This window comes from Hydrogenophaga sp. (assembly GCF_030656115.1).
Classification (GTDB): domain Bacteria; phylum Pseudomonadota; class Gammaproteobacteria; order Burkholderiales; family Burkholderiaceae_C; genus Hydrogenophaga.
The window spans coordinates 33,827-48,583 of record NZ_JAUSOO010000044.1 but is presented as its reverse complement, the minus strand read 5'-3'; the positions used below and the strand labels follow the sequence as shown (position 1 = coordinate 48,583).

Genomic DNA, 14,757 nt, shown 5'->3' with positions numbered 1-14,757 from the left:
GAAGCCTGGGCCGGGCCAGCCCCCGGGGCATTCAGGGTCGCAGGCTCTGCGGCCCTGACGGCGGGGCGGGCAACTGCTCGTCCACATCGTCCTTGAGGGCAATGCCCGTGACCTGGCGCAGACGCGCCTGCTGCAACAAGGCCAGCAGTTTCCCCGCCGCACGCTCGGGCGGCAGACCCGCATTGCGCACGTTGGAAATGCAGTTGCGCTGCGCATCGGTCAGACCCACGCGCGGCGCCCAGCTGAAGTAGATGCCCAGGCTGTCGGGCGAACTCAGGCCCGGGCGCTCGCCGATCAGCACCACCACACAGCGCGCATTCAGCAGTTGCCCGATCTCGTCGCCAACAGCCACACGGCCCTGCTCCACCAGGGCCAGGGGCGCGAAGGTCCAGCGCTGCTGCGCATCCGCGCGCAGGCGCTGCAGCAGCTGCGCCAGCAAAGGCACGGCGTTTTGCATCACGCCCAGCGCCGACAGGCCATCGGCCACGACAAACGCCAGGTCCGCTGGTTCGGCACCCGGGTGCGCCTGGCGCCCGAGCAGCAGCCGCTCGCGCGACGTAGCGTCGAGGCGGCGGCCCCAGTCGGGTCGTTGCAGGTAGGCCGCGCGGTCGGGTGCTGCGCTGTGCAGCGGCAGCACGTCCAGCCCCAGCGCCTGCAATTCAGGGGACAAGGTGGCCACGTCCAGCGGCAGGTGCACGGCGTCGCGCGCCTGTGCATGCGCCAGCTGGAACGCCAGGTGCGCGGCGGTGGTCTGGCTGTGGCCGGCGCGGCCCAGCGCGATGCGCGCGTCGGTGAAGCGCTTCAGCCCGTCCCACGGCGCGGGCGTGACGGGCGTTGTGGGCAGATGGTTCATGAGCCCTCCAGCCGCCGGATCGCCGGCACAAAAGCCGCGGGCAGCGCGGGCGCGAGTTGCAGGGCGCCGCCCGCTTCACGGATGCCCATGCGCAGCAGCCAGTCTTCAAACTCGGGCGCCGCGCGCAGGCCCAGCAGCTGGCGCATGGCCAGCGCGTCGTGAAACGAGGTGCTCTGGTAGTTGAGCATGATGTCGTCCGCGCCCGGCACGCCCATGATGAAGTTGACACCCGCCGTGCACAGCAGCGTGAGCAGCGCGTCCATGTCGTCGCTGTCGGCCTCGGCGTGGTTGGTGTAGCAGACGTCGCAGCCCATGGGCAGGCCCAGCAGCTTGCCGCAGAAATGGTCTTCGAGGCCCGCGCGCAGGATCTGCTTGCCGTCGAACAAATACTCGGGGCCGATGAAGCCCACCACGGTGTTCACCAGCAGCGGCTGGAAGCGGCGCGCCACCGCGTAGGCGCGCGCCTCGATGGTCTGCTGGTCGCAGCCGTGGTGCGCGTTGGCCGAGAGCGCGCTGCCCTGGCCGGTCTCGAAATACATCACGTGCTGGCCGCGCACCGGCGCCGCATCGGCGCCGCCGACACCGTGCGCGTCGTCGAACAGCGCGCCGCGCTGCAGCGACAGCGCCGCCGCATGCGCCTCGGCCAGCAGCGCCAGGTCGATGCCGAAGCTGCGGTTGGCGGCTTCGGTGCCGGCGATTGACTGGAACACCAGGTCCACCGGCGCGCCGCGTTCAATAGCCTGCAAGGTGTTGGTCACGTGCGTGAGCACGCAGCTCTGCGTGGGCATGCCGTAGTGGCCGATCACCTCGTCGAGCATGCCGAGCAGGCGCACCACCTGCGGCACGTTGTCGGTGGCGGGGTTGATGCCGATCACCGCGTCGCCGCTGCCCATGAGCAGCCCGTCGATCAGGCTGGCGGCGATGCCGGCGAGGTCGTCGGTCGGGTGGTTGGGCTGCAGGCGTGTGGCCAGCCTGCCGGGCAGGCCGATGGTGTCGCGAAAGCGCGTGACTACACGGCACTTGCGCGCGATCAGCGCCAGGTCTTGCACGCGGCAGAGCTTGCTCACCGCGGCCACCATCTCGGGCGTGAGGCCGGGCGCCAGCGCGCTCAGTGTGGCGGTGTTGGCGGCGTCGCCCAGCAGCCAGTTGCGGAAGTCGCCCACCGTCAGATGCGCCACCGGCGCGAAGGCCGCGGCGTCGTGCGTGTCGACGATCAGGCGCGTCACCTCGTCGCTTTCGTAGGGCACCACCGACTCGCTGAGAAAGTGCGCCAGCGGCAGCTCGGCCAACGCCATCTGCGCGGCCACGCGCTCCTGGCTGTTGGCGGCGGCAACCCCCGCGAGGCGGTCGCCCGAGCGCGCGGGCGAAGCGCGCGCCATCAGCGTGCGCAGGTCGTCAAAGACGTAGCGGTGCTGGCCGACGGTGTGACTGAAGCGCATGCGTCACCCCGGGCTCTGCGGCTTGCGCCACAGCAGCATCAGCGCCAGCAGGGCCGAGGCCACCATGAGAAACAGGCTGATCGCGTTGAGCACCGGCGTGGCGCCCTCGCGCATGCGGCTGTACATCAGCACGGTGAGCGGTGAGTCCGAGCCCACCAGCATCAGCGTGGTGTTGAAGTTCTCGAACGACATCAGGAACGCCATGGCCGCGGCGCCGATCATGCTCGGCCGCAGGTAGGGCAAGGTGATGGTCCAGAGCACGGCGAGGCGGCTCGCGCCCAGGTTGTAGGCGGCCTCTTCGAGCGTGCGGTCAAACCGGCGCAGGCTGGCCGAGATGGTGAGCGTGGCGATGGTCACGATGTAGCAGAACTGGCCGAGGATCACCAGCGGCAGGCCGGGCCGCAAAAAGTCCAGCTCCAGGCCCCAGGTCTCGTCGGCGAAGTTGGCGATGCGGCTGGCGAAGGCGAGGATGGAGATGCCCAGGATCACGCCGGGAATCACCAGCGGCAACATGGCCAGCAGCGCGATGGCGTTCTTGCCCGGGAACTCGAAGCGCTCCAGCAGGAAGGCGTTGCAGGTGCCCACACCGACCGACAGCAGCGTCACCCACAGCGCCACCCAGGCGCTCACGCCCATGCTCCGCAGCAGCTCGCCATCGGCCAGCAGCCCCGTGCGCGCGTCGTTGTTGGCGGTGAACCAGTCGAGCGTGAAGCCCATCCAGGGCGGCGTCGGGTAGTCGGCGTTGTTGAACGCAAACACCGCCACCACCAGCAGCGGCACGAACAGGAACACGAAGAACCCGGTGACGAAGGCACCGAGGCCGAAGCGCTGCAAGGCGGGACGGGGCAGGCTGGGGATCATGTCTTCATGACAGCGCCGAAGCGCTGGCCAGTGAGTTTCAGACCCGCCCACACCAGCAGGCTGGAGAGGAACAGCAGCAGGAAGCCAAAGGCCGCGCCCTGGTTCCAGTTGAAGCGGGTGATGAACTGGGTGTAGATCTGCTCGGTGAACCAGAGCGAGTTCTTGCCGCCCAGCAGCGTGGGTGTGAGGTAGTTGCCCAGGCACAGCATGAAGACCACGATGCTGCCGGCCGCGATGCCGGGCGCCGCGTGCGGAATCACGATGCGGCGCACGATGTTGGCCGTCGAGCCGCCGAGATCGTAGGCGGCTTCGATCAGGCTGTCGTCGAGACTCTCCAGGCTGTTGACAAGGGGGATCACCATGAAGAGCAGCGATGCATAAACCAGGCCCACCAGGATGGTGGCGTCGTGGTACAGCAGTTCCACCGGCTGGTTCGCCAGACCCACGGCCTGCAGCAGGCCCGAGACCACGCCGGTTTCGCGCAGCAGGATCAGCCAGCCCAGCGTGCGCACCATTTCGCTCACCCAGAACGGCAACAGGCACAACACCAGCAGCACCATCTTGAGGCGCCCGCGCGCCACCTTGGCGATGTACCAGGCGGCGGGGAACGCCAGCAGCAGCGTGAGCCCAGTCGCCAACACCGAGATGACCGCGGTGCGCACAAACGTGTTCCAGTACAGCGGCTCGTCGACAAAGGTGCGGTACTGGTCCAGGCTGGGCGCGTATTCGCCCGGCCCCACGCGCGCCTGCAGCGAGAGCAGCAGCAGCTCCACATGCGGCAGGATCACCAGCCCGACCAGCCACAGCCCGGCCGGTGCCAGCAGCAAGCCCAACATCCAGCGACGGTGTGAGGACGGGCCCATGGCGTCAGGCCGTAAAACACCAGGCCTGGGAAGGCTGGTAGCCGAAGTGCACGGTTTCGCCGGCTTTCAGATCCGCGAGGCGGCCGGTGAGCGGCAGCGCGATGTGCAGTGGCGTCTGGCTCTTGTCTTCGAGCACCAGCACGGTGGAGTTGCCGCCATCGAACAGCACGCTCTGCACCGTGGCGCTCCAGGCCGGTTCACCGGCGGGCAACTCGCGCGGGCTGAGCCCGATCTCGATGGCCTCGGGGCGGATGAACAGGCTCGCCGACTGGCCCACGTCCAGCCCACCCTGGCGCTGTGACCACAGGCCCAGGCCACTGGCGGTGCGCAGCAGCACCTGTTCGCCGTTGCGCGATTCGATCGCGCCTTCGAAGCGGTTGTTGTTGCCCACAAACCCCGCCACGAAGGCGGTCTGCGGCTGGTAATACAGCTGCTGCGGCGTACCCAGCTGTTCAAAGCGGCCATGGTTCATGACCGCGACCTGGTCCGACATGACCAGCGCTTCCGACTGGTCGTGCGTGATGTAGACGAAGGTGGTGCCCACCTCGGCCTGCAGTTGTTTGAGCTCTACCTTCATGTGCTCGCGCAGCTTGAGGTCGAGCGCACCCAGCGGTTCATCGAGCAGCAGCAGCGCGGGCTCCAGCACCAGCGAGCGCGCGATGGCCACGCGCTGCTTCTGCCCGCCCGAAAGCTGGTCAATGCGCTTGCCTTCGCTGCCGGGCAGGCCGACGCGTTTGAGCATGTCGGTCACCTTGGCCTTGGCGGTGGCGCCCTTCACGCCACGGCGCTCCAGGCCGTAGGCGATGTTTTCGCCCACGCTCATCATCGGGAACAGCGCCAGGTGCTGGAACACCATGTTGACCGGGCGCCTGTTGGGCGCCACGCCGCGCATGGACGCGCCCTTGATCACGATGTCGCCGGCGTCGGGTTCGATGAAACCCGCGATCATGCGCAGCAGCGTGGTCTTGCCGCAGCCCGAGGGGCCAAGGATGGAGAAGAACGAACCCCGCCGCACGGAAAAGCTCAGGTCATCCACCGCGGCAAACGCGCCATAGCGTTTGCGCGCGGACCGGATGTCGAGATCGTGCGTGGCGGAGCCGCCCGCGGCCGGCGTGGGCAACGCCACGGCTTACTGGGCGGCCTTGACGCGGTCGAGCACGCGGCCTTCGATGTCTTCAATGCCGGCCGGCACGGCCGGGTACCACTTGATGTTCTTCAGCGCGGCTTCGGGGAAGCTGTCGGCGAACTGCTTCTTGAGCACCGGGTCCATCATCTGGTCGGCGCCCTGGCTGGCGGTGAAGTTGCCGGCCGACGAAGCGACCTTGGCGGCGATCTCGGGGCGCATGTTGAAGTTGATCCAGGCGTAGGCGGCGGCGTCGTTGCGGCCCTTGGCGGGGATGGCAAAGGTGTCCACCCAGCCCAGCGCGCCCGACTTCGGTGCCACGAATTTCACGTCGGCGTTGGCCTTGTTCAGCTCCCAGCCGCCGGTGTCCCACATCATGGCCGTGGTCAGTTCACCCGAGCGGATGCCGGCGAGCAGCTGGTCCTTGCCGTCCCAGTAGAACTTCACGTTCTTCTTGCACTCGGTGAGCTTCTTGCCCATGTCGTCCATCAGGGCGCTGTAGGCCTTGGCGTCGCCGTAGAGGGCGAACGGGTCCTTGCCGGAGGCGAAGGCCATGGCGATCAGCGTCGGGCGCTTCAGGCGCATGCTGACCTTGCCGGCGTTTTCGGCCGCGCACAGGTCGGCGTAATCGGTGGCCTTGGAGGTCTTGGTGTTGACCACCAGGCCGTCGGTGCCCCAGATGTGCGGCAGGCCGTAGACCTTGCCGCTGACGGTGGTGTTTTTCTTCGTCGCGTCGAGCATGGACGGGATGAACAGATCGGCCTTGATCTTGGACAGGTCCAGCGGCTTGTAGATCTTGAACTCGGTCTGCGGGCCGGCGATGCGGTCCTGGCTGGGCTGGGCGAGGTCAAAGCCGGCGCCCGCGGTGGCGCGCAGCTTGGAGATCATCTCTTCGTTGTTGGAGGTGGTCACCTCGACCTTGAAACCGGTCTCCTTGGTGAACTGCTCGATCACGTCCTTGGGCGCGTAGCCGCCCCAGGTCAGCAGGCGCAGGGTCTTGTCTTGCGCCTGTGCGGCGCCAGCGGCCAGCAACAGCGTGGCCAGAACGATCTTGGACAGGGGACTTTTCATGGGAACTCGCTTTCGGTGGTGCATTGAAGTGTGTGACAGTGATCCGCCCCAAGACGTTCTCAGGAGCGCGCCAGCGCCTGGGTTGCAAGCGTCAACGTCCGACACAGACCAGCGTATTTCAAGCGTGTGAAACAACGGTGACAGCACGCCATGCGTCATCCCACCGTCGAAACGCACCTCGTCCAAGTTTTGCGTCCGCCTCGGCGCTGTACCCAGCGGCGAGAAACAGATCAATGGCGCGCTGCGCCTATCGGACGCACAAGCGCCTACGGGTTTGTCCGCTGTCCTCCCATTTTTCGCACCCATAACATTAACCATACCCCGTTCAGTATTTTTATGAGGAATTCGCTATGTCCGTACCGGTCACTTCCCGCCGCCATGTCCTACAGGCCACCGCCCTTGGCGTGGCCGCCCTCGCCACCGGCTGTGCCGCGATCGGTGGCAACACCAAACCGCGTGTGGTGGTGGTCGGTGGCGGCTGGGGTGGCCTGGGTGCGGTTCGCGGCTTGTTGGCCGCTGGCGCAGCCGATGTCACCTTGGTCGAGCCCAACGAATCCTTTATGTCGTGCCCACTGAGCGCACATTTCATTGCGGGGTTCCAGCCCGCCAGCGACTTTCAGCGCAGCTACGCCCGGGTGGACCAACTCGGTGCCCGCCGTGTGCGCGAACGGGTGCTGGAAATTGACCGCACCAAACGCGAAGTGGTCACGGGCACGCAACGCCTGCCCTACGACTTTCTGGTGCTTTCGCTCGGTGTGGACTACATGGAAGAAAGCATCCAGGGCTACGCCGAAGCCCGTGCGCAACTGCCTGTGGGTTTTCGGGCGTTTGAGCAAATGGCGGTGCGCCAGCAGGTGGACGAATTCCTTGTCAAAGGCGGCAACTTCGTCATCAGCGCGCCCAAGCCGCCTTACCGCTGCCCGCCCGCGCCCTACGAGCGCGCCTTCTTGATTGCCGAGCAGATGAAACAGCGCGGCACCAAAGGCAAGATCATCATCGTGGATGCCAACCCCAACCCGATGCCCATGCCCATCTCCAAGCCGATCTTGAACGGTATGAAGAGCCTGTATTCGGCACAAATTGAATACATGCCCAACGTAGACATCCGCGCAGTGGACATGGGCAAGCGCCAGCTCAACACCTCCGACGGCGACATTCCCTTTGCCCACGCCAACTTGGTGCTGCCCATGCGTGCGCCTGCGCTGATCCGCCAAGCCGGGTTGGGCGAACGCTGGGCTGCGGTGAAGCTGCCCAGCTTTCAAACCCAGGCCGACGACCGCATTTACGTGATTGGTGATGCGCAGGGCACGCCACTGCCCAAGAGCGGACACGTGGCTTTCGGCAGCGGCCAGCAAGTGGCCGAGGCCATTGCCGAACGCATCGCAGGCAAAACCCCGGTCGTCGCCACGGGCGCGGTCGATTTGCCGCTGGGCATCTGCTGGGCCAACGTCACGCACAGTGAGGCGATCAACATCAACGTGTCTTCAACCGTATCGCCAGGCGAGCCACCCAAACTCAAGTTCACGGTAGACCCCGAGCACAACGCACGCTCTGGTGCAGCAGCCATGAGTTGGGGCACCGGTATGTGGAAGGCCATGCTGGGCTGAGCGGTGCAGCGCTTTCCATGCAGGCCCTGGCCTGCATCGGCATGTAGGTCAGCTCGGTGAAAAGTCGCTAACGCCACCAAACACAAACGCATCCATCGACAACACCCCATGCGTCATGCCGCCGTCGATGCGCCGGGCCGCCACCTCGGCGCCCGCCGCTCCCGCCGCCACCATCAGCGGCCACAAATGCTCGGCCGTGGGGTGGGCGCGCTGCGCGTGCGGCGCCACCGCCATGGTCTGCTGCAGGCGCGCGTGGTCGCGGTCGGTCACCGCAGCGTTCACCCAGGCGGCGAACTCGATCGCATAGGTCTCGGCCGCTGCGCCGGGTGCCTCAAAACGCACCTCGTACAGGTTGTGCGTCAAGCTGCCCGAGCCCACGATGAGCACGCCCTCGTCCGCCAGCGGCGCCAGCGCCTGGCCGTAGGCGTAGGCCCGCTCGCCGTCCAGCCGCGCAGGCAGCGACACCTGAAACACCGGCACATCGGCCGCCGGGAACAGGTACATCAGCGGCACCCAGGCACCGTGGTCCAGGCCCCACTGCGCATCGGCCTCTGCGGCGTAACCCGCTGTCCGCAGCAGATTGATGGCCCGCGCCGCCACCTCGGGGGCGCCGGGCGCGGGGTACTGCAACTGGTACAGCGCGGGCGGAAAACCGCCAAAGTCGTGAATCGTTTCCGGGCGCGGCGTGACGGCCACGCGCGGCTCGCGCGTCATCCAGTGCGGCGACACCACCAGGATGGCCTTCGGGCGCGGCAAGGTTTGGCCCAGCGCAGTAAGCGCCGGGCCGGCCTTGCCCGGGTCGATGGCGAAAGTGGGCGAACCGTGGGAGATGAAGAGGATGGGCAGGCGGGGCATGGTGGTCTTTCTGGGCAGTGCCGCGCTGTGGCGGCGATGAAGACGACTGTAAGGAACTGACCCACCGCGAGGGTTCGAGGGGTTTGGAGGTTGACGTCAAACCTTTTGATGGATGGCGGGGGTTGGGGACCGTGGGTGGTTCGGGACCCTGAATTGTGATTGGATGCGGGGGAATGATGGTCTGTTAAGCAGCAGTTGCCGCCAGTAGGTTCAGCCTAGCGTACTCACAATCATTGCCATGTAGCGGCTGTTGGGCACTACGACTGGCGCTGACCCGAGTGGCGATGTGCGAGGTACTGCGGTCGTACCAGCGCCTACAAAACACCTTGGACGATATCTCGATAGGCCACCACCCAACCATTCTGTTGTCGCCAGAATGCAGAAGCGTCCATGTACTCCGGCCAGTGACTTTTGGGCATGTCTTGGCCAAACGCGCGAGCCACTGTGGGCGTCATGATCGAATCATGTGAAATGAACAGATGCAGGCCAGGTTCAACCCCAGCGCACTCAAGCAAATGCTCAATGAGGTCATTCGCGGCCTCTGCTGGATAAGCCATGCCGGGCAACGCCCCTGTTCCTGAAACCAGATGCTGGATCACACCTTCATTACCATGCGCCAACCAGTTGCCCCAAGCCACTTGTTCGTCCAGAACATAGGCACCAGGTGCGCCGAGGCGCTTGTCCAATATGACTTCTCCATCCGCATCCGCAGCTTGACCCAACAACTTGGCGGTCTGCACACACCGGAGAACGGGGCTTGACCGAGCAGACCTAACCCGCCCCACTAACTCACGACCTAACTCTTGGCACAGGCGAATGCCCAGATCATTGAGTGGCAACTCAATGCCCGTGCCTCCATCCGGAATGTCATCCCGAGCGGAGTGCCTGACGAGCAGCGCAACAGGCGAGCCTTCCGGGACAGACTGAATCAAGCGCAAGGTGCGCTTCACAGCTGAGTTCATCAACACAGTCACGTCGCTTCACCGATCAAAATCGAGGACAAAGCGTTCAAGCGTTTCGCCTCCTTGAGGTTGAAGCCGCTACGAGTCAACAAGTCCGCGTACTGGGCCAAGGTACGCTCGCGCCCACCCGTGACCATCAGTAAATGAAGATCGCAAAGGGCACCGCTGGGATCGCCATCGGGCAAAACCATTTCGACAATATGCAAGCGTCCACCTCTTGGCAGACTGTCGCGAGCACGGACCAAGATGCGAAGCGCGTCCGGATCATCCCAGTCGTGAAGGATGCGTGCCATCACCACGACATCGGCGGAGATGCCCCAGTCACCAAAAAAGTCTCCTGAGAGCCACGTGATCTGCTCGCGCCGTGGGTGTGCCGTACTGGCTTGCTGAATGACTTCTGGACGGTCCAGTACGGTCAAATGAAGAGAAGGATACCGTTTCAGCAACACATCGGCCAACTCACCCAACCCGCCACCGGCGTCAATCACACGCTCAGTGCCGACCAAACTCAAAGCAGCGGGAACGCAGGAATAGTCATGACGTGCATAACTGCGAAGCATCTGATGATGCAGGGCACCTCTCTTGGGGTCTGACGCCAGCATTCCGAAGATGTCGGGAGGTGACCACTCCCCCTCCCTTCTCAAAGCTGTTGGCAGCTGCATCCACATCACTGGAAAGTGATGGCCAAACTCTAGGGCTGCGTGCGACAAAGACATAGGATGATCTTGGCGCAAATATGCTCCACGCTCGGTTGCTCGCCACTCCCCCGAAACCTCCTGAATAAGGTTCAACTCACTCAAGGCACAAAGCAAGCGAACCAAACGATCGGAGTGCACCTGCAACTTTTGGACAATGGCGGTTGTAGTGGTTGGCAAGACATCAAACACACCTAGCTCCACTGCAGAAGCAATGGTTTGAGTGCGCCAGAAGCCGACCATGTCAGCTGACAACGCCGCGAATTCAGACCGACTTGGTGCACGCAGAACCGCTACGGTAAAACCCAGCTCATCAATGACCTCCAAGCCACTGCAAAGCGTTTCGACACGCGACTGTCCGTTGTAAAAGGGCTCGACGGAGGCAAAACGCCGCTCATAGTTCGATCGCCCATTTGTATTGATGTGCATCCAGCCGCGTGAATCTTTGGCTCTCGCAAATCCTTTGTGAAAGACATCCAGATCTTCGAACCAAACGTCATGGAGCTTCACGCCATGCATGTTGATGTGAGTGGAGAGGCCATCATCAGACTGAACGACTGCAACGCCATCGCGGAAGTCGCCGACATACCTCCAGTGCTCGGTGTAGGCTGGCCGACCATCTTGGGTAATGTGCAGGTAGGTGCCATCAGAGGTACGTACAGGACAACGGCCCTCTTGAAAATTGCCACACCAGTTGTATCGCTCGGAATAGGCGGCCTCTCCATCGGGCGTGATGTGAAAAGCCCTGTCCTTCGTAACGACTGCGGCTAATCCTTCATAGAAGCCGAACGTCCGCTTGAACCGGCTGACATAGGCCGGTGTGCCATCAGGTTGGATATGCCACGCGAGACCAGCGCAGCGCACCGGAGCCAAACCTGGTGAGTGAAACTTCAGAACCTCATCAAAGCGCTCTGAGTACGCAGGCGTATTGCTCCAAAGGTGGTGGGTGCCGCTAGGTGATACGACCATATCTGCCCAGTTCATGAGGTGCCTTCCACAGGCTTGCGCATATTGCAGCCTAAGCAGAGCGTCTTGTTCCTATAGGTCGATTTCAAGTCTTGATAGCCCTTGCCCTTCCAAATCTCGATGATGCCTTGCTCATGGAGATTGCCGAACTCGCCCAAAGAACGGCGCTGAGCGTCTGGGGCGCAACAAGGGTCAAAGCGCCCCTCGGCACTCACCCAGGACTCTTGCCCTAGGAAGGGGCAGCCCCCCTCTGGTGCGAGATCGGTCAAAGCGCCCTCGTCCAGAAGAAAGATGTTCTCTAGCAAGAGCGGCTTGCCATTGGGCAACATCCGCTCAGAGACTGCCCGACGAGCCTCCAACACTGCCTTATTCCACCGTTGAATCGACGCAGGACTGCGACGCATCGACATGCTCTCAATCTGCTTGAAATGCGCCCAAAGGTGATGGCCCTTCAGGCGATCCACACCCAGTTCGACGGCAAGCCGCACGATGTCAGCCAACTCGCCAACGTTGGACTCCAGAAAAGTCATCTGAAAAGTCACTCGACAACGATGACCACCACCAACTGCGTGAGCATCCCGAACGGCGATGAAGTCTCGGACGTTCCGAAGCATCGCGTCCCAGCGTGTGCCAATCATGAGTGCTTCCTGGGTCGCCTGGGTCGCTCCATTCCAGGAGATCTTGACATCAGATGTCACTGGCACGATGCGCTCGGCCCATGCCTTGGCACCCAGCCTTGGGAACGTACCGTTGGTCGTGAGATTCAACTTGATGCCATGCTGTTCGCACAACTCTAGGATGCGATCGAAATCATCGTAGACCAGCGGCTCGCCCATGGTGGAGGGAATGATTTCGCGCAAGCCATGAGGTACTGCCTGCTCAATCACCTGCTCGATCAAGCGAACAGGCATGATTCGACGAGCCTGACCACGAGCCTTGCGCTGTTCTTGCAAGGTGCTGTGAGGCGAGTGCTCCTCGCACATGACGCAGTTCAAGTTGCAGGTGTCAGGATTGGTGTCAAACGTGATGCGCCAAGGACCGTCTGTAGACGGAATATATGTGCGATCTCGACGCCGAATCAGTGACTCGTACAAGGCCTCGATGTCTCGAACGTGTTCATCAATGGGAGGGATCTGCCCACTCTCGCTAAAGAGATAGCCACGTTGCCCCAGACGCACCAGCAAACCGGGTTCATCTATCAATCGTTGCATTTGCTGCGCAAGTGCATGGTGTGATCGATGCTCGAACAGAAGGCCATTGACCTCGTGTTCAACATACTCGCTCATCCCGCCCGCGTTAGCTGTGATGACCGGCACTCTGGCTTGCTGAGCCTCATGAATTACCAAGGGTGAGTTTTCAACCCAGATCGACGGCACGACTATCGCATCCACCTTGTCAAAGACGTCGCAAACAATGTCCTGATTTCGATATTCAGGCATCCATTCGACACGATCCACAAGGTTTACGGGAAGGTCCCGAGCCAGCGCTTTAAGCGACTCCGTGTCCTGCCCACGATGACGCCCCCAGATCCGCAAGACCGCATCGCCGCGCAGTTGACCAAAGGCACGGATCAAATCGTGTATGCCTTTAGCGGGGATATGAGTGCCGATGTAGCCGAAGGTCACTGGCTCGCCCGCAGCCCGTGAACGACCCTCAGATCGCTTTTGGTCAAAGCCGTAGTCCAGGTATTTCAATTTCGCGGCGGGCAGGCCAAAGTCATTCCGGTATCGCTCAAGGAGGTACCTAGCTGGCGCCACAAACACATCGACCAACTCTGTCATCTCCCGCATGTGACTCATTCGCCGGCCCACCCATTGGGTCCAGAAAGAGATGTCAAGAGCATGTTCATCGGGAGCGCCACTGAAATAGCGTGAGTAACAGCGCTCGGCACACTTCCTGTCATCCTGACCATCACAGGCAGCCCAAAGATTGGCTGGATCCTCCGGGAAGGTCTGCATGAACTGACCACGTGGACACATGACCCAGTAGTCGTGAAGTGTGTACACGATGGGTATCTCTCGGCTGGCCGCTTCACTCAACAAGGATGTTGACAAGTGGTTGAGATGGCCGACATGAACGATGTCAGGCTGGAGGCGATCCAGCAGTTCGGCAAAGCGCTGATCTATTCCCGTAACGCGGTAGCGATCCTTATTGCGTGGGTTGTTCACCAGATGCAGAGTGATCCGCGCATCGTCAGGATCCAGTTCCGTTCTGAGACGGTAGTCGGGAGCGAAGGAGTCTTCTTCTCGGGTGAAGACGTGAACCTCATGTCGATCTGCTAGCCCGTGGCAAAGCGTTTGGCTGTAGACCTCCGAACCTGCGTTGTATCGCATCGGGTAGCCATGGATGACTTTCAAAATTTTCATGCGGCACTCAAGGTGGAGGTGGGCAAGGACGCCTCAAGTTGAAAATCTGCAATGAGCGTGGCCAGCCCATTTCGCAGTGGCACCCTGGGGGTCCAGTTCAAAGTGGTCGTGGCGCGTTGATGCGTTCCATAAAATCTGGCCACATCGAAGTTGCGCGGAAGTGCAGTTACAACGGATGATGAGCTGCTCGCAATTTTGATAGCCAACGCAGCCAGTTCTCCTAACGTGGTTGCCTGGCCGGAGACAAAGTGAATCGGGCGTGAACAGTCCTCACCGGCAGTCAAACGCTGAATCAACGAAACGATGCCACGACTGACGTCTTCCACATGAGTGAAGTCAAAGGTATGGCTCGGGCCATCCACGCGCAAAGGCTGACCTGTAACTGCAGCCCTCGCGAATGCCGGGACAACGCGGTCAGCATGATCGTGAGATCGTCCAAAGACGTTTGACAGTCGAATCACTGCCGTCTGTAGGCCGCGTTGGCGTGCCAGTTCCACCAGACGCTCCCCTTCTACTTTGGATCGCGCGTAGACATTGACAGGGGCCAATGGCGTGTCCTCAGTTGCCGGGAGTAACTTTGGCTGACCGTAGACCTCCCTACTGCTTGCAAAGATGACCCAAGGCATGCGCACATTCGCCTGCGCTGCCTCAAGAACATTGCAAAGACCACCAACGTTGGTCGCCCAGCAATGCTCCGGATCAAGCTCCCCCCAAACAACACGCGATACGGCTGCGAGGTGCAACACGCCATCGCAAGAGGCAATAGCGTCAACCACTTGAGCAGCGTTACAAACATCGCCTCTTTCATCATCTAAGCCCCGCAGGTCAAGGCCGTTGACCTGATAGCCGTGTGTGGTCAAGTCCTCTCGAACGACACGACCAATCAGTCCTTCTGATCCAGTGATCAGTATTCGTTGAGTCAATTTTTTGCTCCATGAGACGTGAGCCACCTAGGCCTCAAAAGCCACGGTGGCGGAACGACAGGGCTGTGTCGTGTCTTATTCGGAAGTTGGCTTGGCAGAACGTTTTGCATTCACAGGCAGACTGTTCACTGGCTGCGCTGGTACGGGGGAGATCAGTGCGCGTGATTCCCGCA

At 62.4% G+C, this 14,757-nt stretch carries 12 protein-coding genes; 1 reads left to right on the top strand and 11 read right to left on the bottom strand.

Going from position 1 to position 14,757, the window contains the following annotated elements:
- Nucleotides 1-31: 31 nt before the first annotated feature.
- Genes eutC through Q7J58_RS06160 form a run of 6 tightly spaced genes read right to left on the bottom strand, consistent with a single transcriptional unit; the run spans nucleotide 32 to nucleotide 6,210 of the window.
- The gene (eutC, locus tag Q7J58_RS06185; protein WP_304824934.1) at nucleotides 32-853 is read right to left on the bottom strand and encodes an ethanolamine ammonia-lyase subunit EutC; all 822 of its coding nucleotides are present in this window, start codon (nucleotides 851-853) and stop codon (nucleotides 32-34) included.
- Nucleotides 850-2,292: an ethanolamine ammonia-lyase subunit EutB gene (locus Q7J58_RS06180; RefSeq protein ID WP_304824932.1), complete on the bottom strand. Its 1,443-nt coding sequence runs from the start codon at nucleotides 2,290-2,292 to the stop codon at nucleotides 850-852. Before Q7J58_RS06180 ends, eutC begins: the two co-directional genes overlap by 4 nt.
- A 3-nt stretch (nucleotides 2,293-2,295) precedes the next feature.
- Nucleotides 2,296-3,153: an ABC transporter permease gene (locus Q7J58_RS06175; RefSeq protein WP_304824930.1), complete on the bottom strand. Its 858-nt coding sequence runs from the start codon at nucleotides 3,151-3,153 to the stop codon at nucleotides 2,296-2,298.
- On the bottom strand, nucleotides 3,150-4,016 hold the full coding sequence (locus tag Q7J58_RS06170; protein WP_304824927.1) for an ABC transporter permease: 867 nt from the start codon (nucleotides 4,014-4,016) through the stop codon (nucleotides 3,150-3,152). Before Q7J58_RS06170 ends, Q7J58_RS06175 begins: the two co-directional genes overlap by 4 nt.
- A gap of 4 nt (nucleotides 4,017-4,020) precedes the next feature.
- Nucleotides 4,021-5,142, bottom strand: a complete 1,122-nt coding sequence (locus tag Q7J58_RS06165) for an ABC transporter ATP-binding protein (protein WP_304824924.1) — start codon at nucleotides 5,140-5,142, stop codon at nucleotides 4,021-4,023.
- 3 nt (nucleotides 5,143-5,145) lie between these two features.
- Complete coding sequence (locus tag Q7J58_RS06160) at nucleotides 5,146-6,210, bottom strand: extracellular solute-binding protein (RefSeq protein WP_304824922.1); 1,065 nt, start codon at nucleotides 6,208-6,210, stop codon at nucleotides 5,146-5,148.
- A 350-nt stretch (nucleotides 6,211-6,560) separates the two neighbouring features.
- Between Q7J58_RS06160 and Q7J58_RS06155 the strand changes: the two genes are divergently transcribed.
- Nucleotides 6,561-7,817 (top strand): FAD/NAD(P)-binding oxidoreductase, encoded by a 1,257-nt coding sequence (locus tag Q7J58_RS06155; protein WP_304824920.1) that lies wholly within the window; start codon nucleotides 6,561-6,563, stop codon nucleotides 7,815-7,817.
- A gap of 48 nt (nucleotides 7,818-7,865) precedes the next feature.
- Here the strand turns inward: Q7J58_RS06155 and Q7J58_RS06150 are convergent, their stop codons facing one another.
- From Q7J58_RS06150 to Q7J58_RS06130, 5 genes are all read right to left on the bottom strand, one after another.
- On the bottom strand, nucleotides 7,866-8,672 hold the full coding sequence (locus Q7J58_RS06150; RefSeq protein WP_304824917.1) for a class III extradiol ring-cleavage dioxygenase: 807 nt from the start codon (nucleotides 8,670-8,672) through the stop codon (nucleotides 7,866-7,868).
- A gap of 314 nt (nucleotides 8,673-8,986) precedes the next feature.
- Nucleotides 8,987-9,634: a histidine phosphatase family protein gene (locus tag Q7J58_RS06145; protein ID WP_304824997.1), complete on the bottom strand. Its 648-nt coding sequence runs from the start codon at nucleotides 9,632-9,634 to the stop codon at nucleotides 8,987-8,989.
- 8 nt (nucleotides 9,635-9,642) lie between these two features.
- Nucleotides 9,643-11,313 carry a methyltransferase gene (locus Q7J58_RS06140; protein ID WP_304824914.1) on the bottom strand — a complete coding sequence of 557 codons (1,671 nt, stop codon included), beginning with the start codon at nucleotides 11,311-11,313 and terminating at the stop codon, nucleotides 9,643-9,645.
- The gene (locus Q7J58_RS06135; protein WP_304824911.1) at nucleotides 11,310-13,661 is read right to left on the bottom strand and encodes a glycosyltransferase; all 2,352 of its coding nucleotides are present in this window, start codon (nucleotides 13,659-13,661) and stop codon (nucleotides 11,310-11,312) included. Before Q7J58_RS06135 ends, Q7J58_RS06140 begins: the two co-directional genes overlap by 4 nt.
- A complete protein-coding gene (locus tag Q7J58_RS06130) occupies nucleotides 13,658-14,611 on the bottom strand; it encodes an NAD(P)-dependent oxidoreductase (protein WP_304824908.1) in 954 nt (317 codons plus the stop codon). Before Q7J58_RS06130 ends, Q7J58_RS06135 begins: the two co-directional genes overlap by 4 nt.
- Nucleotides 14,612-14,757: the final 146 nt, after the last annotated feature.

Excerpts from the sequence above, each read along its gene's own strand:
- eutC (WP_304824934.1), bottom strand. The coding sequence starts at position 853 with ATGAACCATCTGCCCACAACGCCCGTCACGCCCGCGCCGTGGGACGGG.
- Q7J58_RS06180 (WP_304824932.1), bottom strand. The coding sequence starts at position 2,292 with ATGCGCTTCAGTCACACCGTCGGCCAGCACCGCTACGTCTTTGACGAC.
- Q7J58_RS06175 (WP_304824930.1), bottom strand. The coding sequence starts at position 3,153 with ATGATCCCCAGCCTGCCCCGTCCCGCCTTGCAGCGCTTCGGCCTCGGT.
- Q7J58_RS06170 (WP_304824927.1), bottom strand. The coding sequence starts at position 4,016 with ATGGGCCCGTCCTCACACCGTCGCTGGATGTTGGGCTTGCTGCTGGCA.
- Q7J58_RS06160 (WP_304824922.1), bottom strand. The coding sequence starts at position 6,210 with ATGAAAAGTCCCCTGTCCAAGATCGTTCTGGCCACGCTGTTGCTGGCC.
- Q7J58_RS06155 (WP_304824920.1), top strand. The coding sequence starts at position 6,561 with ATGTCCGTACCGGTCACTTCCCGCCGCCATGTCCTACAGGCCACCGCC.
- Q7J58_RS06150 (WP_304824917.1), bottom strand. The coding sequence starts at position 8,672 with ATGCCCCGCCTGCCCATCCTCTTCATCTCCCACGGTTCGCCCACTTTC.
- Q7J58_RS06145 (WP_304824997.1), bottom strand. The coding sequence starts at position 9,634 with ATGAACTCAGCTGTGAAGCGCACCTTGCGCTTGATTCAGTCTGTCCCG.
- Q7J58_RS06140 (WP_304824914.1), bottom strand. The coding sequence starts at position 11,313 with ATGAACTGGGCAGATATGGTCGTATCACCTAGCGGCACCCACCACCTT.
- Q7J58_RS06135 (WP_304824911.1), bottom strand. The coding sequence starts at position 13,661 with ATGAAAATTTTGAAAGTCATCCATGGCTACCCGATGCGATACAACGCA.